This window comes from Serinicoccus chungangensis, assembly GCF_006337125.1.
Lineage (GTDB): Bacteria > Actinomycetota > Actinomycetes > Actinomycetales > Dermatophilaceae > Ornithinicoccus > Ornithinicoccus chungangensis.
On sequence record NZ_CP040887.1, the window covers coordinates 494626 to 513082 of the forward strand.

General features: G+C 74.2%; 19 protein-coding genes and 1 riboswitch. Of the genes, 17 read left to right on the forward strand and 2 right to left on the reverse strand.

Going from position 1 to position 18457, the window contains the following annotated elements; translation table 11 throughout:
* Positions 1–109 precede the first annotated feature (109 nt).
* The gene (locus tag FHD63_RS02260) at positions 110–1174 is read left to right on the forward strand and encodes a glycoside hydrolase family 26 protein (protein WP_238705732.1); all 1065 of its coding nucleotides are present in this window, start codon (positions 110–112) and stop codon (positions 1172–1174) included.
* A gap of 21 nt (positions 1175–1195) precedes the next feature.
* Here FHD63_RS02260 and FHD63_RS02265 read toward each other — a convergent pair whose 3' ends face one another.
* Positions 1196–1606 carry a VOC family protein gene (locus FHD63_RS02265; RefSeq protein WP_139719785.1) on the reverse strand — a complete coding sequence of 137 codons (411 nt, stop codon included), beginning with the start codon at positions 1604–1606 and terminating at the stop codon, positions 1196–1198.
* A gap of 95 nt (positions 1607–1701) precedes the next feature.
* On the opposite strand from FHD63_RS02265, the gene FHD63_RS02270 reads away from it, so the two are divergent.
* The 4 genes from FHD63_RS02270 (at position 1702) to FHD63_RS02285 (ending at position 5507) form a co-directional block, all read left to right on the forward strand.
* Complete coding sequence (locus FHD63_RS02270) at positions 1702–2715, forward strand: o-succinylbenzoate synthase (RefSeq protein WP_139719787.1); 1014 nt, start codon at positions 1702–1704, stop codon at positions 2713–2715.
* Positions 2716–2913: 198 nt separating this feature from the next.
* Entirely contained in the window at positions 2914–4179 is a 1266-nt protein-coding gene (locus tag FHD63_RS02275; RefSeq protein ID WP_139719788.1) for an ammonium transporter, read from the forward strand.
* A 156-nt stretch (positions 4180–4335) separates the two neighbouring features.
* Positions 4336–4737 (forward strand): cold-shock protein, encoded by a 402-nt coding sequence (locus tag FHD63_RS02280; protein ID WP_139719790.1) that lies wholly within the window; start codon positions 4336–4338, stop codon positions 4735–4737.
* Positions 4738–4742: 5 nt separating this feature from the next.
* Positions 4743–5507 carry a DUF3027 domain-containing protein gene (locus FHD63_RS02285; protein WP_139719792.1) on the forward strand — a complete coding sequence of 255 codons (765 nt, stop codon included), beginning with the start codon at positions 4743–4745 and terminating at the stop codon, positions 5505–5507.
* A 1-nt stretch (position 5508) separates the two neighbouring features.
* On the opposite strand, the gene FHD63_RS02290 is transcribed toward FHD63_RS02285, so the two are convergent.
* Positions 5509–5790 carry a DUF2530 domain-containing protein gene (locus FHD63_RS02290; protein WP_238705733.1) on the reverse strand — a complete coding sequence of 94 codons (282 nt, stop codon included), beginning with the start codon at positions 5788–5790 and terminating at the stop codon, positions 5509–5511.
* Between the two features lie 18 nt (positions 5791–5808).
* Here FHD63_RS02290 and FHD63_RS02295 point away from each other — a divergent pair, with 18 nt between their 5' ends.
* The 12 genes from FHD63_RS02295 to FHD63_RS15885 all read left to right on the forward strand — a co-directional run bounded on the left by FHD63_RS02295 (position 5809) and on the right by FHD63_RS15885 (position 18424).
* On the forward strand, positions 5809–7272 hold the full coding sequence (locus tag FHD63_RS02295) for an NCS2 family permease (protein WP_139719794.1): 1464 nt from the start codon (positions 5809–5811) through the stop codon (positions 7270–7272).
* A 270-nt stretch (positions 7273–7542) separates the two neighbouring features.
* Complete coding sequence (locus FHD63_RS02300; RefSeq protein ID WP_139719796.1) at positions 7543–8511, forward strand: hypothetical protein; 969 nt, start codon at positions 7543–7545, stop codon at positions 8509–8511.
* A gap of 343 nt (positions 8512–8854) precedes the next feature.
* Positions 8855–9331, forward strand: coding sequence for a MarR family winged helix-turn-helix transcriptional regulator (locus FHD63_RS02305; RefSeq protein ID WP_139719798.1), 477 nt, complete (start codon positions 8855–8857; stop codon positions 9329–9331).
* A complete protein-coding gene (locus FHD63_RS02310) occupies positions 9328–10608 on the forward strand; it encodes an MFS transporter (RefSeq protein ID WP_238705734.1) in 1281 nt (426 codons plus the stop codon). Before FHD63_RS02305 ends, FHD63_RS02310 begins: the two co-directional genes overlap by 4 nt.
* 89 nt (positions 10609–10697) lie before the next feature.
* Positions 10698–12524, forward strand: a complete 1827-nt coding sequence (locus tag FHD63_RS02315; RefSeq protein ID WP_139719800.1) for a gamma-glutamyltransferase family protein — start codon at positions 10698–10700, stop codon at positions 12522–12524.
* 61 nt (positions 12525–12585) lie between these two features.
* The gene (locus FHD63_RS02320; protein ID WP_139719802.1) at positions 12586–12981 is read left to right on the forward strand and encodes a hypothetical protein; all 396 of its coding nucleotides are present in this window, start codon (positions 12586–12588) and stop codon (positions 12979–12981) included.
* Positions 12978–13670, forward strand: a complete 693-nt coding sequence (gene pdxH, locus FHD63_RS02325; RefSeq protein ID WP_139719804.1) for a pyridoxamine 5'-phosphate oxidase — start codon at positions 12978–12980, stop codon at positions 13668–13670. The genes FHD63_RS02320 and pdxH overlap by 4 nt, the downstream gene beginning before the upstream one ends.
* Before the next feature lie 49 nt (positions 13671–13719).
* Entirely contained in the window at positions 13720–14427 is a 708-nt protein-coding gene (locus FHD63_RS02330) for an iron-dependent transcriptional repressor DtxR (RefSeq protein WP_139719806.1), read from the forward strand.
* Between the two features lie 213 nt (positions 14428–14640).
* Positions 14641–14786, forward strand: a riboswitch (cyclic di-AMP (ydaO/yuaA leader).
* Positions 14785–15639, forward strand: coding sequence for a C40 family peptidase (locus FHD63_RS16165; protein ID WP_194150435.1), 855 nt, complete (start codon positions 14785–14787; stop codon positions 15637–15639). (Overlaps the previous riboswitch by 2 nt.)
* A gap of 147 nt (positions 15640–15786) precedes the next feature.
* Positions 15787–16581 (forward strand): SDR family NAD(P)-dependent oxidoreductase, encoded by a 795-nt coding sequence (locus FHD63_RS02340; protein ID WP_238705735.1) that lies wholly within the window; start codon positions 15787–15789, stop codon positions 16579–16581.
* On the forward strand, positions 16578–17576 hold the full coding sequence (locus FHD63_RS02345) for an SDR family NAD(P)-dependent oxidoreductase (RefSeq protein ID WP_158296686.1): 999 nt from the start codon (positions 16578–16580) through the stop codon (positions 17574–17576). Before FHD63_RS02340 ends, FHD63_RS02345 begins: the two co-directional genes overlap by 4 nt.
* Complete coding sequence (locus tag FHD63_RS15885; RefSeq protein ID WP_158296687.1) at positions 17564–18424, forward strand: SDR family NAD(P)-dependent oxidoreductase; 861 nt, start codon at positions 17564–17566, stop codon at positions 18422–18424. Before FHD63_RS02345 ends, FHD63_RS15885 begins: the two co-directional genes overlap by 13 nt.
* Positions 18425–18457: the final 33 nt, after the last annotated feature.

Below are 18457 nucleotides of genomic sequence, written 5' to 3' on the forward strand. Positions count from 1 at the left end.
AGTAGTGTTTACGCGACCGAGTCGTCTCGCCCTGCCGGTCGTCGCCACCGCGCTCGTGGGCGGGTGCGTCGTCCCGTCTGGCGGCGGTCCGGGCGCCGGCGCGGATGCCGTGACGACGTGCCTGTCGCTGGGCGACGACCTGGCGCCGTCGACCGGCGTGCTGGCCGGGGTCAACCTGGACTGGGAGCGCGACCTGCTGTCGGAGTATGCGGAGCGGCTGGGGGAGCGGCCGGCCCTCGCCGTGAGCTTCGCGCGCTTTCCCCTCCAGGCGCAGGACGAGGAGCACGTCACGGCGGCCAAGGACCAGGTCCGCGACAACGGGGGGATGCTGCTCCTCACGCTGGAGCCGCACGACGGGCTCGCCACCGTCACCGACGAGGCGGTGGGTGCGCTCGCCACCCTCCTGGACGGCTACAACGAGGACGGTGTGCCCGTCGTCGTCCGCTTCGCCCATGAGATGAACGGGTCCTGGTACCCCTGGGGTCAGCAGCCCGAGGCCTACCGGGAGGCGTTCCGCCGGGTCGCCGACGCGGTCCACCGCGAGGCTCCGGGCAGCGCCATGATGTGGGCGCCGAACTACGGAGGTGGGTACCCCTTCACCGGTGGCGCCCATGCCGCGTCTCCGGGGTCGGACGCCTATCAGGCGCTGGACACCTCCGTGGATGGGACGGTCGACGAGAGCGACGACCCGTACGCTCCCTACTACCCGGGCGACGACGCCGTCGACTGGGTCGGTATGTCGCTCTACCACTGGGGCGACGCGCATCCGTGGGGTGAGAACGAGGTGCCCGAGGAGAACAAGTTCGTGGACCAGCTCACCGGCAACTACGACGGTGCCGCCGGGGACGAGACGGCCGTCCCCGACTTCTACGCCGAGTACGCGCAGGAGCGCGGCAAGCCCGTCGGCATACCGGAGACGGCGGCGTTCTTCCGTCCGGGTGGTGGCGGCGCGGACGAGCTGACGGTCAAGCGTGCCTGGTGGTCCCAGCTCGTCGACCCCGCACTGCACCGCGACTTCCCGCAGCTGCACATGGTCAACTGGTTCGAGTGGCGCAAGCACGAGCCCGAGGTCGACGCCGTCGTCGACTGGCGCGCCACCAGGACCCCGGGGGTCGCGCAGGCGTATGCCGAGGACCTGCCGGAGTGGTACGTCCACGCCGGCGACGGCTGCTGAGCGGTCCGCCCGGCGGGCGGCTCAGCCGTCGCGGGTGGACAGGACGCAGAACTCGTTGCCCTCGGGGTCGGCCAGCACCGTCCAGCTGTGCTCCGGCGTCTGACCGACGTCCACCTGGGTGGCGCCGAGGTCGAGCAGCCGCCGGATCTCCGCGTCGCGGTCCTGGCTGGTGTGCGGCGCGAGGTCGAGGTGCAGGCGGTTCTTGACCTCCTTGCCCTCCGGCACGGGCACGAAGACCAGGCCCTGGCCGCGGCGCATCCACGCGTCCAGGTCGGGCTCGTGCTGCGGTGCCTCCATGGCGTGGCGCGGGACCGCCACCGCCTCGTCGGGGGTGTCGTAGACCACCAGCCAGTCCAGGGCCTCCGCCCACCAGCGGGCCTGCGCCTGCGGGTCGCGGCAGTCGACGACGACGGTGTACCACTTCAGTGCCATGGGGCGTCCTTCCTCGGTCGAGGAGCCCAGTGTGCTCCAGGTCCCGGTCAGGTGCTGTCCATGAACGAGCCGGGCCGCGCGCCTACCCTGGGGGCGTGCCGACCACCCCGACGCCGACCCCCGACCTCGACCAGCTGCTGGCCGCCGCGCACGTGGTGAGCCTGCCGCTGCGGGTGCGCTTCCGTGGCGTGACCGAGCGCGAGGCGCTCCTGCTCCGGGGGCCGCAGGGGTGGGCCGAGTGGGCGCCGTTCACCGAGTACGCCGACGGGGACGCCGCGCGCTGGCTCGGCGCGGCCGTGGAGGCCGGGTGGGGGGTGCTGCCGCCCCCGGTACGCGCGGGGGTGGGGGTCAACGCCACGGTGCCGGCGGTGGCCGCGCCGGAGGTCGAGCAGGTGCTCGCCCGCTACGACGCGCGCCGGACCGCCAAGGTCAAGGTGGCGGAGGAGGGCCAGGGCCTGGCCGACGACGTCGCCCGGGTCCGCGAGGTGCGGCGCGTCCTCGGCCCCGCCGCCCGGATCCGGGTGGACGCCAACGGCGCCTGGTCGGTGGACGACGCCGTGCGGGCGCTCGCGGCCCTCGCCCCGGTGGGCCTGGAGTATGCCGAGCAGCCCTGCGCCACCGTCGCCGAGCTGGCCGCCCTCCGGCTGGCGCTGGCGCGGGCCGGGGTCGACGTGCCCGTCGCGGCGGACGAGTCGGTCCGTCGGGCCGAGGACCCGCTGGAGGTCGCCCGCCGGGGCGCCGCCGACCTGGTCGTGGTCAAGGCGGCGCCGCTCGGCGGCATCGCGCGGGCGCTGGAGATCATCGAGCAGGCCGGGCTCCCCGCCGTCGTCTCCTCCGCCCTGGACACCTCGGTGGGCCTGGCCCTGGGCGTGCGGCTCGCCGCCGCCCTGCCGGTCCTCGAGCACGACTGCGGCCTGGGCACCGGCGCCCTGCTCGCCGAGGACGTCGTCGCCGAGCCGCTCGTGCCGGTGGGGGGCGGGCTCACCGTCGCCCGGGCCGACGCGACCCGGGACGCGGTCGACCCGGCCGCGCTCGCGGCATACCGCGTGGACGGCGCGCGCGAGGCCTGGTGGCGGGCCCGGCTGACCCGCGCGCACGCCCTCCTCTGATCCGCGGGGCCGGGGCGGACGCGGCTGGCGGCAAAGATTTACGCGACGGAAACATCGGCAACACAGTTGTTACGCGGATGCGCGGGGTCCTGAAACATCGCGGGTCTTGACTGGTGCCCACAGCGACGTGGCCCTCCCACCCCGACGACGTGACCCCTGGGAGGCCGCTCGTCCGCACCACTCACTGGAGGCACAACGATGGAACTCTCGACAAGTGATGTCTGGGTCATGGTGTCCGCGGCGCTCGTGCTGCTCATGACTCCCGGTCTCGCGTTCTTCTACGGCGGCATGGCCCGGGCCAAGGCCGCGCTCAACATGGTGATGATGTCCTTCATCTCCATCGGCCTGGTCGGCGTCATCTGGGTCCTGTGGGGCTACGGCATGAGCTCGGCCCCGCCGCTGCTCGGGGGCATCGTCGGCAACCCGGCCGGTGACTTCGGGCTCATGAGCTACGTGGGCACCGGCGACCTCATCGGGATCGGCTTCGGCGCCACCTTCGCGATCATCACGGTCGCCCTCATCTCCGGCGCGATCGCCGACCGCACGCGCTTCGTGTCCTGGACGGTCTTCGTGCCGGTCTGGGTCACCCTCGTCTACTGCCCCCTGGCGTTCATGGTCTGGGGCGGCGGCCTGCTGTCCGCCGACGGCTGGATCGGCAGCACCTTCGGTGAGGCCATCGACTTCGCCGGCGGCCTCGTCGTCCACATCAACGCCGGGCTGGCGGCGCTCGTCCTCGTCTACATCATCGGCTCGCGCACCGGCTTCGCCAAGGGCTTCCACAAGCCGCACAACATCCCGCTCGTCATGATCGGCACCGCCCTGCTGTGGTTCGGCTGGTTCGGGTTCAACGGCGGCGCCGCCGGCTCGGCCGAGGAGGCCGGCCTGATCTGGGTCAACACCATGGTCGCCCCGGCCGCCGCGATGCTCGCCTGGCTGGTCACCGAGAAGCTGCGCGACGGCCACGCGACCTCGATCGGCGCCGCCTCCGGTGTCGTGGCCGGTCTGGTCGCCATCACCCCGGCCTGCGCCAGCGTCTCCCCGCTGGGCGCCCTGCTCCTCGGCGTCGTCGCCGGCATCTGCTCGGCGCTCGCCATCGGCCTGAAGTACAAGTTCGGCTACGACGACGCGCTGGACGTCGTCGGCGTGCACCTCGTCGCGGGCATCGTCGGCACCGTCATGCTCGGCTTCCTGGCGCTGCCCGTGGAGGGCGAGGGTGGCGGCCTGTTCTACGGCGGCGGCATGGACCAGATGGTCGCCCAGCTCGTGGCCACCGTGTTCACCCTCCTCTACACCGGCGTCATGACGACGGTCATCGCCCTGGTCATCGCCCGGACCATCGGCTTCCGGGTCAGCCCGGAGGACGAGGAGCGCGGGATCGACCTGTCCGAGCACAGCGAGTCCGCCTATGCCTTCAGTGAGGGGGATGCCTCCTACGACCCCATCGCTGAGGAGGCCCGCGTCTAGTCGCTCGGGGCGACACGCGAGTCGCCTCACCCCCGGTGCCGTCCATCTGGCACCGGGGGTGAGGTCTGCCCGGAGGAAGCCATTCGACCCGCGCGGTCCTGCGGGATATCCTCGGACGAACCCGTACATCCCCCCACACCCTTCGTGAGGTGCTCCGTGCCCACCGGCAAGGTCAGGTTCTTCGACGAGGACAAGGGCTTCGGCTTCCTGTCCAGCGACGAGGGCAACGACGTCTACGTACCCCGCTCCGCGCTGCCCGACGGCGTCGGTGCCCTGGAGCGCGGCAGCAAGGTCGAGTTCGACATCGTCGCCGGCAAGCGCGGTGACCAGGCGCTGCACGTGCGGCTCATGGAGCCGGCGCCCTCGGTCTCCCGAGGCCTGTCGATGCGGGACCGCAAGCCGGCCGAGGAGATGGTGGTCGTCGTCGAGGACCTCATCACCCTGCTGGACCAGGCCTCCACCTCGCTGCGCCGGGGGCACTACCCCGACCGGCCGCACGGCATGGCCATGGCGAAGGCGCTGCGCGCGGTCGCCGACCAGTTCGAGGCGGGGAAGTAACCCGTATGCCGACCGCCAGGAGCCCGAGGACCCCGCGCACCGACGCCGTGCTGACCGGTGCCGTCGAGGTGGCGCGCGCCGCCGCGCTCGAGGTCGCCGAGCCCGGGACCGTGGGCGAGCACCTCGAGGTGGTGCTCGAGGCCGAGCGGCTGGCGACGCACTACTTCGCCTGCTCCGCGACCGCCTACCCGGGCTGGCGCTGGGCGGTCACCCTGTCCCGGGTCCCGCGGGCGCGCAAGGCCACCGTCAGCGAGGTGCACCTGCTGCCCGGCGAGGGTGCCCTGCTCGCTCCTGAGTGGGTGCCCTACGCCGAGCGTCTCGCGCCCGGTGACATCGGCCCCGGGGACCGCACCGCGTTCGTCGAGGACGACCCGCGGCTGGAGGCCGGCTTCGAGGCCACCGGCGAGGAGGACGTCGACGCCGTGGCGCTGTGGGAGCTCGGCCTCGGCCGCCCGCGGGTGCTCTCGCCCGAGGGCCGCGACGCGGCCGCGACCCGCTGGTACGACGGCGAGCGCGGTCCCGGCAGCGAGGGCGCCCGCAAGGCGCCCGCGCCGTGCCGCACCTGCGGCTACTTCGTCCCCATGTCCGGCGCGCTGCGCTCGGTCTTCGGCGTCTGCGCCAACGAGTGGTCGCCGGCCGACGGCGACGTCGTGGCCCTGGACTTCGGCTGCGGTGCCCACAGCGAGGTCGACGTCGAGCAGCGGCCCAGCGAGAAGATCGACCCGCCCGTGCTCGACGACGAGTCAGAGATCGTCTTCACCGAGCGCTGAGTCACGCGTCGGCGGCGTTGCCCTTGCCGCGGCGCAGGTAGGCATACCCGAGCAGGCCACCGACGACCCCGGCCACGGGGACCCAGACCCACCAGTCGCGCTCGCCGCTGCGCAGCGCCGGGACGGCGAGCAGCAGGAGGAGCACGACCGCCCAGGCGAGGATGCCCCAGCGGACCAGCGTGATCGTCCGCAGCGGCACCTCGGGCGGCTGCAGGGGGTCGACGCGCTCGCCCCGACCGGCCGCTGCGTGGTCGTGGTCGGCGTGCTGGGGACCGGTGCTCACCCGACTACGCTAACGCGCATGTCGACCACCGCGCCGGACACGCGCTCCACGGGCTCCCTCGACGGCTTCTTCCAGATCTCGCAGCGCGGCTCCACGCTGGCGCGCGAGCTCCGGGGAGGGCTCGCGACCTTCTTCACGATGGCCTACATCGTCGTCCTCAACCCACTCATCATCGGCACCGTGCCCGACGGCACCGGCGAGCTGCTCGCGGGCGGCGACCTGGCCGTCATCGCCGCGTGCACGGCGCTCGTGGCGGGGGTGCTGTCGGTGCTCATGGGGGTCGTGGCCAACTACCCGCTGGCGCTCGCGACCGGGCTGGGCCTCAACGCCTTCGTCGCCTACGGGATCGCCAGCCTGGACGGGATGACCTGGGCCGACGCCATGGGGCTGGTGGTGCTGGAGGGCATCATCATCCTGGTGCTCGTGCTCACCGGCTTCCGGGAGGCGGTCTTCCGGGCCGTGCCGACCCAGCTGAAGACGGCGATCAGCGTCGGCATCGGGCTCTTCATCACCATCATCGGCCTGGTCGACGCCGGGATCGTCCGCCGGCCGGCCAGCGGCCCGGTGCCCGTCGAGCTGGGCGTCGGCGGCTTCCTGGCCGGGTGGCCCACGGTCGTCTTCCTCGTCGGGCTCTTCGCGATCGCCGCGCTCATGGCGCTGCGGGTGCAGGGGGCGATCCTCTACGGCATCGTCGGCGGGACGCTGCTGGCGATCCTCGTCGAGGCGGTCTTCGAGATCGGGCCGCAGACCCCCGACGGCAGCAACCCCACCGGGTGGGGGCTGGGGGTGCCCGCCCTCCCGGACAGCGTCGTGGCCGCGCCGGACTTCTCGCTGCTGGGGCAGTTCAGCCTGCTGGGCTCGGTCGAGGCCATCGGGTTCACCGCGCTGTTCCTGCTCGTCTTCACGCTCATGCTGGCCGACTTCTTCGACACGATGGGCACCATGGTCGCGGTGGGCGCGGAGGCCGGGCTGCTGGACGAGGAGGGCAACCCGCCCCGGACCCGGCAGATCCTCGTCGTCGACTCCCTCGGCGCCATCGCCGGTGGCGCCGGCGGGGTGAGCAGCAACACGTCATACATCGAGAGCGCCTCGGGGGTCGGCGAGGGCGCCCGCACCGGGCTGGCCTCGGTGGTCACCGGCGTGCTCTTCCTGCTGACGACCTTCCTGTCCCCGCTGGTCGCGATCGTGCCGCACGAGGCGGCGACGCCCGCGCTGGTCGTCGTCGGCTTCCTCATGATGCAGCAGGTGGTCGGGATCGACTGGGACGACCTGGAGATCGCCTTCCCGGCGTTCCTGACCATCGTCTTCATGCCGTTCACCTACTCCATCACCGCGGGCATCGGCGCCGGCTTCGTCACCTGGGTCCTGCTCAAGGTGGTGCGGGGCAAGGCCCGGCAGGTGCACCCGCTCATGTGGCTGGTCGCCGTGCTCTTCCTGGTCTACTTCGGCATCGACCCGATCCGGGGGCTGCTCGGGGTGTAGCTGTGTGCCGTCGTGGCCCTGTGAGGGCCACGACCGCGCACGGTGGGGCGGTGCCGGGGCCCGGGGGGGCGCCTCGTGGCCCGGGCTGTGTGCGCTGGTAGCCCTCCAGGGGCCATGACCGCGCACGGTGGGGCTGTGCCGGGGCCCGGGGGTGTCCCGTGGTCGGGACTGTGTGCGCGCCGGTGGCCCCCTGGGGGCCATGACCGCGCACGGTGGGAGGGCCTGTGGACGACGGGCCCAGGGGCGTCGTCGCGCTGCCAGGCTGGTCCCGTGCCGGGGGTCGTGACGCGGAAGCAGGCGCTGGCCGACGGGTGGTCGGCCAAGCAGGTCCGCGGCCTGCTCGCCCGCGGGCAGTGGCAGCTGATGCACCGGGGGGTCTATCTCACCCATTCCGGACCGGTCGCCTGGCAGGAGCGCGTGGCCGCTGCGGTGCTGGCCGCCGGCGCGGGAGCGGTCGCGAGCGAGGAGTGCTCCCTGGCCCTGTGGGGCCTCACCGACCGGAGACCACCCGTGGTCACCGTCGCGATCCCCGCCGCCCGCACCCTGCGCGCAGACCTGCGGGGCGTCCGGGTACGCCGTCGACGGCGGCTCACCCGGGCGGTCCGCTCCGGCATCCCCGTGACCGGCCTGCACCAGAGCGTCCTCGACGTCCTGGCCCTGCCCCGGCTCGGCGACGACGAGGTGGTGGCCCTGCTGCTGCGGGCGTGCCGGCCTGGCCGCTCCAGCCCGGCAGGGCTGCGGGCCGAGCTGGCCCACCACCCGCGCCACCCCCGGCGGGCCGAGCTCGACACCGTGCTGGAGGCGGCCGAGCTCGGACTGGGGAGCGTCGCCGAGTGGCGCTACGTCCGTGACGTCGAGCGGGCGCACGGCCTCCCGGCGATGACGCCGCAGGTGGCGGTGGACCCGTCGGGGGAGCTGCGGGGGCGCCGGGAGGCCACGCCGGCCCGGGGCGAGCAGTACCTCGACCTGCTGGACCGGGAGCGCGACGTCGGGGTCGAGATCGACGGGGCGCTGTTCCACCAGGACCGCATCCACCTCGACCGGGCCCGCGACCGCTCGGGGCTGACCCACGGCCGGCTGACCCTCCGGGCCGGCTGGAGCGACGTCGTCCTCCGCCCGTGCGAGCTCGCGGTCGAGGTGGGGCTGGTGCAGATGCGGCAGGGCTGGCGCGGTCGGCCCCGGCCCTGCTCGCCCGGCTGCCCCGTCGGCACCGACCCGCGCCTGGCGCCGGCGCCGTGAGCCGCCGGTGCCGCGAGGGGCGCCGGCTGTAGCACCGTGTGCGCCCATGGCCCTCCGGGGGCCACGCCCGCGCACGGTCGGGCCGTGCTGGGGCTCGGGGGCACCTCGTGGCCGGGGCTGTGTGCGCCCATGGCCCTCCGGGGGCCACGCCCGCGCACGGTCGGGCCGTGCTGGGGCTCGGGGGCACCTCGTGGCCGGGGCTGTGTGCGCCCATGGCCCTGCAGGGGCCATCCCCGCGCACGGCATACCTCCCCGCGCGACCGCCCTGCGCTGTCCCAGGGACGGGCGGGGCATACCCCCACCGAGATCGTTAGTTGAGGTAATGAGCTAGACTAACGACCGTATGCCTGACCTCACGCCGGACCCCGCTACCGCGGCCCTGGCGCACGACCTGCGGATCGCCTGCATGCGGGTGGCGCGGCGGGTGCGCTTCGACGCCGACAACACCATCGCCCCGCACCACTTCAGCGTGCTGGTGCGCCTGCACGAGCAGCCGCGCACCCTCGGGGAGCTGGCCGCGATCGAGCAGGTGAGCGCGCCGAGCATGAGCCGCAGCGTCGCCCAGCTCGCCGACCAGGGGTATGTCGTCCGCTCGCCCGACCCCGACGACGGCCGCCTCGTGCGGCTGTCGCTGACGGCGGACGGCCGGGAGGTCGTCGAGCGCGAGCGCGAGCACCGGGACGCCTGGATGGCCGCCCGGCTCGAGGGGTTGAGCGGGCAGGACCGGGCCCTGCTGAGGAAGGCCACCGACCTCGTCGAGCAGATCCTCGAGGCCGACCGGGCCGGCGAGCGCACGGTCCGCCGGGGGGAGGGCCGATGAGCGCGATGTTCTCCGCGCTGTCGGTGCGCAACTACCGGATCTACGCCACCGGCGCCATCATCTCCAACACCGGCACCTGGATGGGCCGGGTGGCCCAGGACTGGGTGGTGCTGACCGAGCTCACCGACAACTCCGCCCAGGCGCTGGGCATCGTCACCGGCCTGCAGTTCCTGCCCATCCTGCTCTTCACCCCGCTCGCAGGGGCCATCAGCGACAACTTCTCCAAGCGCAACGTCATGCTCGTCAGCCAGTCGGCCATGGCCTTCTTCGCGGTCGTCATGGGGGTCGCGGTGCTGACGGGGCACATGCAGCTGTGGCACATGTTCGTCCTGGCCTTCCTGTCCGGCACGGCCGCGGCCGTGGACGCCCCCGCCCGGCAGTCCTTCGTCTCCGAGATGGTGCCCAAGGCGCAGCTGACCAACGCCGTCGGTCTCAACTCCGCCTCCTTCCACTCCGGGCGGCTGCTCGGCCCGGGCGTGGCCGGCCTGCTCATCGCCGCGTTCGGCACCGGCCCGACGCTGCTCCTCAACGCGCTCACCTTCGTGGCCGTCATCGTGGCGCTGCTGGCGATGGACCCGAGCCAGCTCACGAGCAAGCCGCGCACCGGCCCGCGCGGGCGGGTCCGCGAGGGCATCGCCTACGTGCGCGGGCGACCGGACATCCAGCTGATCCTCGTCGTCGCCTTCATGCACGGCACCTTCGGGATGAACTTCCAGATCTTCAACGCGCTCATGTCCACCCAGGTCTTCGGCAAGGGCGTCACCGACTTCGGGATCACCGGGTCGGTCATGGCCATCGGCTCCCTCGCCGGCGCCCTCATGGCCGCGAGGCGCGAGCGTCCGCGGTGGCGGCTCCTGCTCGGCTCGCTCTTCGCCTTCGCCCTGCTCACCGGCGCGCTGGCGTTCGCACCGACCTTCACGGCATACACGGTCCTGCTCGTCCCGACCGGACTCTGCGCGCTCACCGTCATGGTCAGCGCCAACGCCATGGTGCAGCTCACCGTGGACCAGGCGGTCCGCGGCCGGGTCATGGCGCTCTACATGGCGGTCTTCATGGGGGGCACCCCGGTGGGCTCGCCGTTCCTCGGCTGGTTCGCCGAGCAGTTCGGCGCCCGCCCGACCGTGCTCATCGCCACCCTCATGTGCGGGGGGACGGCGGTGCTGGCGACCCTCTACCTCATGCGCCACGACCAGCTGCGGCTGCGCTTCCGCGCCTCGTGGCCGCGCCCGGTCTACCTGGTGCGCATGACCGAGCCCCTCCCTGAGAAGGTGGTCTGATGAGCGCCCGAACCCGTCGCGTCGTCGTCCTGGTGGCCCTGGCCGCCCTCATCCTCGTCCCCGTCCTCGCGACGCTGGGCTGAGCGACCATGACGACGTTCACCACGCGCCCCACCCTCACCGGCACCTTCGGCATGGTGTCGAGCACGCACTGGATCGCGTCCTCGGCCGGTATGCGGATGCTCGAGCTCGGTGGCAACGCCGCCGACGGGGCGGTCGCCGCCGGCTTCGTGCTGCAGGTCGTCGAGCCGCACCTCAACGGCCCCGGGGGTGACCTCCCGCTCATCGTGTCCTCGGTCGACGACCCCACGCCGCGGGTGCTCTGCGGGCAGGGGCCGGCCCCCGCCGGGGCCACCCCGGAGCACTTCACCCGGGCCGGCCTGGACCGTGTGCCGGGGTCCGGGCCGCTGGCCACCGCCGTGCCCGGCGCGGTCGACGCCTGGCTGACGCTGCTGCGCGACCGCGGGACGACCAGCGCGCGTCAGGCCCTCGAGCCCGCCCTCCACTACGCCCGCCACGGCCACCCGGTCCTGGCGCGGGTGAGCGCGACCATCTCCTCGGTCGCCGAGCTCTTCACCTCCGACTGGCACCCGTCCGCCGACCAGTGGCTCGTCGACGGCGCCGCCCCCGAGCCGGGCAGCGTCGTGACCAACCCGGCGTGGGCCGACACCCTGGAGCGGCTGCTGGCCGAGGAGCAGGCGGCCGTGCGGGGCGGGGCCACCCGGGAGGGCGGCATCGACGCGGTGCTGCGGGCCTGGCGCCAAGGCTTCGTCGCGGAGGCCGTCGGGGCCTTCGCCGAGCGCGCCTACCGGCACAGCGGCGGCGCCGTGCTGCCGGGCGTCATCACCGCGGAGGACGTCGCGTCCTTCGAGGCGACCTGGGAGGACGCCGTCACCGCGCAGTGGCGCGGGCACACCATCGCCAAGACCGGCCCGTGGGGGCAGGGGCCGGCGCTGCTGCAGGTGCTGGCCATGGTGGACGAGGCCTCCGGCGGCCCGGCGTCCGACGTCGACCTCGACACCGTCGAGGGCGTGCACACCCTCGTCGAGGCGTGGAAGCTGGCGATGGCCGACCGGGAGGCGTGGCTCGGGGACAGCGCCGACGAGGGCTCCGAGGTCCACGTGCCCGTGGCCGAGCTGCTCGCGGCGGACTACCTCGCCCAGCGGGCCTCGCTCATCTCCGCGCAGGCCTCCCGCGAGCTGCGCCCGGGGTCGCCCGGCGGCCGCACCCCGCGGGTCGCGGCCCAGGCCCGGCAGACCGAGGGGGCCGAGGTGGAGCCCGGCGACGCGACGGCCGGCGAGCCCACGGTGCAGCGCGACGGCGCCACCCGCGGGGACACCTGCCACGTCGACGTCGTCGACCGCTGGGGCATGCTCGTCTCGGCGACCCCCAGCGGAGGCTGGCTGCAGTCCAGCCCGTTCATCCCCGGGCTGGGGTTCGCGCTCGGCAGCCGGCTGCAGATGATGTGGCTGGAGCAGGGCCTGCCCAGCTCGCTGGTCCCCGGTCGGCGCCCCCGGACCACCCTCACACCGACCATGGTCCTGCGCGACGGCATACCCGTGCTCGCCTGCGGCACCCCCGGCGGCGACCAGCAGGACCAGTGGCAGAGCGTCTTCCTGCTGCGCCACCTCGTCGGCGGCCTCGGGCTGCAGGAGGCGGTGGACGCCCCCAACGTGCACACGACGAGCTTCCCCGGCTCCTTCCACCCGCGCGCCAGCGAGCCCGGCGTCCTCGTCGCCGAGTCCCGCCTCGGCGCGGAGGTGCTCGACGGCCTGCGGGCCCGCGGCCACGAGGTGCTCGACCAGGGGCCGTGGAGCCTGGGGCGGATGTGCGCCGTCAGCCGCGACCCGGACACCGGGGTGCTCGGCGCCGCGGCCAACCCCCGCGGGATGCAGGGGTACGCCGTCGGGCGTTGACCTATCGACACCGGTGCAGCGCCTAGGCTGGCGGTGCACCCCGAGACCCGCAGGAGGACCCGTGGCTGGCAAGACGCGGTTGGCCAAGCAGGCGATCAAGTACGGTCCGGTCGTCTACGCCCTGGCACAGAAGTACGGCCCCCAGGTGGTGGACCAGATCCTCAAGCGGCGCGAGCCGGCGACGAAGTTCGTGCAGGACCAGGCCTCCCGTGCGCGCACCAACCCGCGCAAGCACGCGATGGCGCACGCCGACACGGTGGTGGACGGCTCCCTGCAGCAGGTCTTCCACCGCGGCCACCCCTACTGGGTGGTGTTCTCGCGCAACGAGCCGGTGGGCGTCCACCCGCACACCGACGCCGCCTTCGACACGCTGCTGCTCAACGCCGACCCGGGCAAGCGGCAGACCCCGGACGCGCTGCGCCGCACCGTGCACCTGCCGCGACGGGGCAAGAAGTGAGCGGCGGGCAGGCCCTGGGTGGGCGCACCGACTACAGCGGTGAGGGCATCACCGAGGCGGACGCCCCGGACGCGCCGCTGGACCTGGTGCAGGCGTGGCTGGACGCCGCGATCGCGCGGCAGCAGGAGCAGGGCGACGTCCCGGAGCCGTCGGCCATCTCGGTGGCCACCGTCGACGGCGAGGGCATGCCGGACGTCCGGACCGTGCTCATGCGCTTCCTGGACGCCCGGGGTCCCGGCTTCCTCACCAGCACGGCCTCGGCCAAGGGTCGGCAGCTGCGGGAGAACGACGCCGTCGCAGTCTCGCTGACGTGGCCCTCGATGTACCGCGCGGTGCGGTTCCGGGGGTATGCCGAGGCGCTCGAGCACGACCTCGTCGTCGAGTACTTCCGCGGCCGCCCCTACGGCTCGCGGATCAGCGCCCACGCCTCGGCCCAGAGCGACCCGGTGGCCGACCGCGCGGCCCTGGAGGAGGCATACCGTCGCTGCGAGGAGCGCTGGCCGGACACCGGGGACCCTGACGACGTGCCCCTGCCGGCCCACTGGGGCGGCTACCGGGTGCGGGCCGAGCAGGTGGAGGTCTGGGGCGGCCGGCGCAACCGCCTGCACGACCGGCTGGTCTGGACGCGGGTGGCGCCCGGCGGGCTGGACGACCCCGACGCCTGGCGGCGGGGACGGGTGCAGCCGTGACCCTCGCCGAGCGGGACGAGATGTCGGGCCCCGACCGTAGGATGGCGCCGTGAGCGGCGATCTGATCGACACGACGGAGATGTACCTCAAGACCGTCTTCGAGCTGGAGGAGGACGGCGTCCTGCCCATGCGGGCGCGCATCGCGGAGCGGCTGGGCCAGTCGGGTCCGACCGTCTCCCAGACCGTGGCGCGGATGGAGCGCGACGGCCTGCTCGAGCTGGCCGAGGACCGCCACCTCGTGCTCACCGACGCGGGACGGACCGCCGCCGTGCGGGTCATGCGCAAGCACCGGCTCGCCGAGCGCCTGCTCACCGATGTCATCGGCCTCGACCCCGCCTTCGTCCACGAGGAGGCGTGCCGCTGGGAGCACGTCATGAGCGAGCAGGTCGAACGACGCATCCTCGAGCTGGTCGAGGACGGCACCTGCTCGCCCTACGGCAACCCGGTGCCCGGCCTCGCCGAGCTCGGCCGCGACGACGCCCCCGCGGCCGACGGCGAGCCCAGCAGCGACATCGCGGAGCGGGGCGGACGCACCGGCGCCCGCGTCGCGCGGCTCGGCGAACCGGTCCAGGTGGACCCCGAGGTGCTCGGTCTGCTGCTCGACTCCGGTATCCGGCCAGGAGCCCGGGTGGAGGTCTGGGGGGAGGACGGACGGACCATCGTCGGCGCCGTCGACGGCGAGGCCGTGTCCCTGCCCCAGGACGTGGCAGGACACGTCTTCTGTGTCGTGAACGGTGACTCTGCTGCTGTGAGATGACTCACTCCACTGCTGGGAGAATGGTCAAGTCGGCCGGCATCTGTGCAGGTCAGAGGCTCTGCGGCGGTTGATCATGTCACGAGCCGGCCACGCCGTCGTTACCTGAGCGTGACATTTGGCGAGGGCCCTGTGTAACCTCGAAGAGTCCTCCTCCCTGGGGGGACCCCCGAGCGCGATCGCCTAGTCCTGTCCGCGCGCCTATCGGGGCCGTGGCACGTACGACCGCTTGACAGGAGCGGGGGAACCACCTCTGGAGCCGCCCCTGCGGCTCCTCGGGGCGAAGGACCGACTTGTGCGGTCCAGGGGCACTCCAGCCCGAAGCCCGACAGCTCACCCCGTAGGCACTGGAGGATCTACATGACGCAGCGCACCACCGGCCGCCACCGTCGGCCCGGTCGTCTCCGCACGACCAGCACCACCCTGACCCGCACGGCGGCCGTGGCCGCGACGTCGACCGGCCTGCTGGCCGGCCCGGCGCTCAGCGCCAACGCAGCACCCGAGGTGCCCCAGGACCGTGACGGCCTGCTCCGCCTCGGCGCGGACGTCAGCGCCGACCGCACGGTCACCGTGGACCGGCCGGTCGAGGCCGTCGCGGCCCCGTCCGACATCGAGCTCGACTCCTTCGGCATCGGTGGCTTCTCCGCCTACACCCCCCAGGTCGAGGTCGAGGAGCCGGTCCAGGCCGCGCCCGCCCAGCAGGAGCAGGAGCAGGCCGCCCCCGCGCAGCCGCAGCAGGAGCAGGTCACCGAGCAGGTCTCCGCCCGTGAGGAGACCAGCGCGAGCCGCACCAACGAGCGCGCCGCCACCCCGGAGCCCGCCGCCCCCGCGGAGCCGGCCGCCCAGTCCCAGCCGGAGCCCGCCGCGGCGCCGGCCCCGACCGGGGGCATCACCGGGATCGCCGCCAACTACGTCGGCTACCCCTACGCCCACGGCGGGGCCAGCCCGTCGACCGGCTTCGACTGCTCCGGCTTCACCAGCTACATCTTCGCGCAGGCCGGGATCTCCCTGCCCCGCACCGCTGCCGCGCAGCAGTCGTTCGCCACCCCGGTGAGCAGCCCGCAGCCCGGCGACCTGGTGTTCTTCGGCTACCCGGCCTACCACGTGGGCATCTACGCCGGCAACGGCATGATGTACGACTCGGGCCGCCCGGGCATCCCCACCCAGTACCGCGCCGTCTTCGGCGGCGTCTCCGGCTACGGTCGGGTCGGCTGACCCGACCCCGCCACGGCGAGCACGCTCTCGCCCTCGACGACGGCCCCGGCCGCACCCCGTGTGCGGACCGGGGCTTCGTCGTCCCGGAGGAGGCTTGGCGCGCGCGCGGGGCGGTGGCTGACTACCGTGGGGACGGCCGCGGCAGCGGTGTCGTCGATCCCCTACCAGGAGGTGCCCGTGCAGGTCGAGGGTGCGCGGTGCTGGCTCGTCGGGGCCTCCAGCGGTCTGGGGGCGGCGCTCGCGCGTGCCCTGGACGAGGCCGGGGCCGAGGTCGTCGTCAGCGCCCGTCGGGAGGAGCGGCTGCGCGAGCTGTCCGACGGCACGGGGATGCGCCCGGTCGTCGTGGACGTGACCGACCCCGCGAGCGTGCGCACGGCCTACGAGAGGGTGCTCGCCGAGCTCGGCGGCCTCGACCTCGTCGTCTACTGCGCCGGGACGTGGCAGGTGTCGGACGTGGGGGACTGGGACCAGGAGTCCTTCGAGCAGCACGTGCGCACCAACCTGCTCGGCCTCGGCCAGTGCCTGGACGTCACCCTGCCGACGCTGCGGGCCCAGGGCAGCGGCACCGTCGTCGGGATCGCGTCGGTGGCCGCCTACCGCGGCGTCCCGGGGGCCGACTACTACGGGCCGACCAAGGCGGCTGCCGTCAACCTGCTCGAGGCGCTGCGGGCCTCCCTGCGACCGGACGGTGTGCGGGTCATGTCGGTGCTGCCCGGGTTCGTGCGCAGCGAGATGACGGACTCGGCCGACTTCCCCCAGCCCTTCAAGATCACCGCCGAGGACGCCGCCGCCCGGATCTTGGACGGTCTGGCCCGGGACCGGTCCGTGCTCGTCTTCCCGCGCCGGATGCGCGCCCTCATGACGGGCGCCCGCCTCGTGCCGGCGGGCCTGTGGCCGCACCTCACCCCGGTGCTGCGCCAGCCCTGGGTGAGGCGCCTGTGACGGCGGCGACGCCCCAGCCGGCAGCGCGGGACCTGGCCGCCGCGGGGCGCGGCACCGTGCTGGTGACCGGCGGGTCCAGCGGCATCGGGCTGGCCACCGCCCTGGTGCTCGCCGAGCGACGCACCCCGCTCGTGCTCCTGGCGCGCTCGGCACCGGCCCTCGCGGAGGCCGCCCGGCAGTGCCGTGCCGCGGGCTCGCCGGCGGTCGGCACCGTCGTGTGCGACGTCACGGACCGCGCCGCGGTGGAGCGGGCGTTCGAGCAGGCGGGACCGGTCGAGGCCGTCGTCCAGGCGGCCGGGGTCATCGCCTACGCCGAGTTCCGCGAGCTGCCCGACGAGCACCTGGACCGGGTGCTGGAGGTGACCCTGCTCGGCGCCGCCAACGTCGTCCGGACGGCCCTGCAGCACTTCCACGCGCGCGGCTCCCGCGGCGACCTGGTGGTGGTCGGCTCGCTGCTGGGCCGGGTCGTGACGCCCTACATGTCGAGCTACATCACGGCCAAGTGGGCCCTGCACGGGCTGGTGCGGACCGTGCAGGTGGAGCAGCGTCGGCACCGCGCCGTCAGGGTCAGCCTGGTGGCGCCCGGTCCGGTGGACACCCCCATCTACGAGCACGCCGCCAGCCGGCTGCCGCTCGGGCGCCGCCCCCCGCTCCCGGTCGACAGCCCGGAGTCCGTGGCCGAGGCCGTGATGTCCTGCCTGGACCGCCCCCGCCGGATGCGGATGGTGGGCACGCTGGGCCCGTGGGTCGCCTTCGGCTTCACGGTGCTCCCCGGCCTCTACGACGCCATCGTCACCCGGGTCTTCCACGCCGTCGCCATGACCCGCACCCCGGCCGAGCGCAGCGAGGGCAACCTCTTCGCGCCCGTCGAGGGGGAGCAGGTGCACGGCGGGTGGGTCCGGCCCGGGAGGCCCCTGGACCGGGTCCGCGCCGGTCGCGTGCCACCCCGTCACGGCCGGGCGGCCCGGCACCTGGAGGACGAGTGCGCGCCCTGATCACCGGGGCGTCCAGCGGGGTGGGCCGGGCCACCGCGCACCGGCTCGCGTCCGCGGGCTGGGACCTGCACCTGGCCTCCCGCAGCCGGGGCCCGCTCGAGGATGCCGCCGCCGAGTGCCGGGACCGCGGCGCCGGCGAGGTGTCCGTGCACGTCTGCGACGTCTCGGACCGGTCGGCGGTCGCCGGGCTCCTGGAGGGTATGCCGCCCCCCGACGCCGTCGTCCACGCGCCGGCCGTCCTGGCCTACGGCAGGTTCGAGGACGTCCCGGCCGAGGTCTTCGACGCCGCCGTCCGCACCACCCTCCACGGCACCGCGCACGTGGCGCAGGAGGCGCTGCGGGCCTTCGCCCGGGCGGGGGACGTCGGGCACCTGCTGCTGGTGGGATCGCTCCTCGGCGAGGTCCCGGTGCCCACGATGTCCTCCTACTGCACCGCCAAGTGGGGGGTGCACGGGCTGGCACGGTGCCTGCAGGTCGAGACCCGGTCGCTGCCGGACGTGCACGTGAGCCTCGTCGGGCTGGGCGCCGTCCGCACCCCGGTCTACCGGCAGGCCGGCACCTACCAGGGGCGGCGCGGTCGCCCCGCCCCGCCCTCGGTGTCCTCGGACCACGCCGCCCGTCAGGTGGTGCGGGTCCTCGCGCGACCGCGCCGGCTCCGACGCGTCGGTGTGCTGTCGGCGCCGACGGCCTGGGGGCACCGCTGGGCTCCCTGGGCCTACGACGCGATGATCACGCCGCTCTTCGACGCCCTCGGCCTCGAGCCGGACGTCGACCACCGACGCGACGGGTCGGGCAACGTGCTCGCGCCGACGCCCGAGGGCGAGTCCGTCGACCACCGGTACCGCTGAGAACGCCGAGGAGGCGCCGAGGAGGCGCCGGTG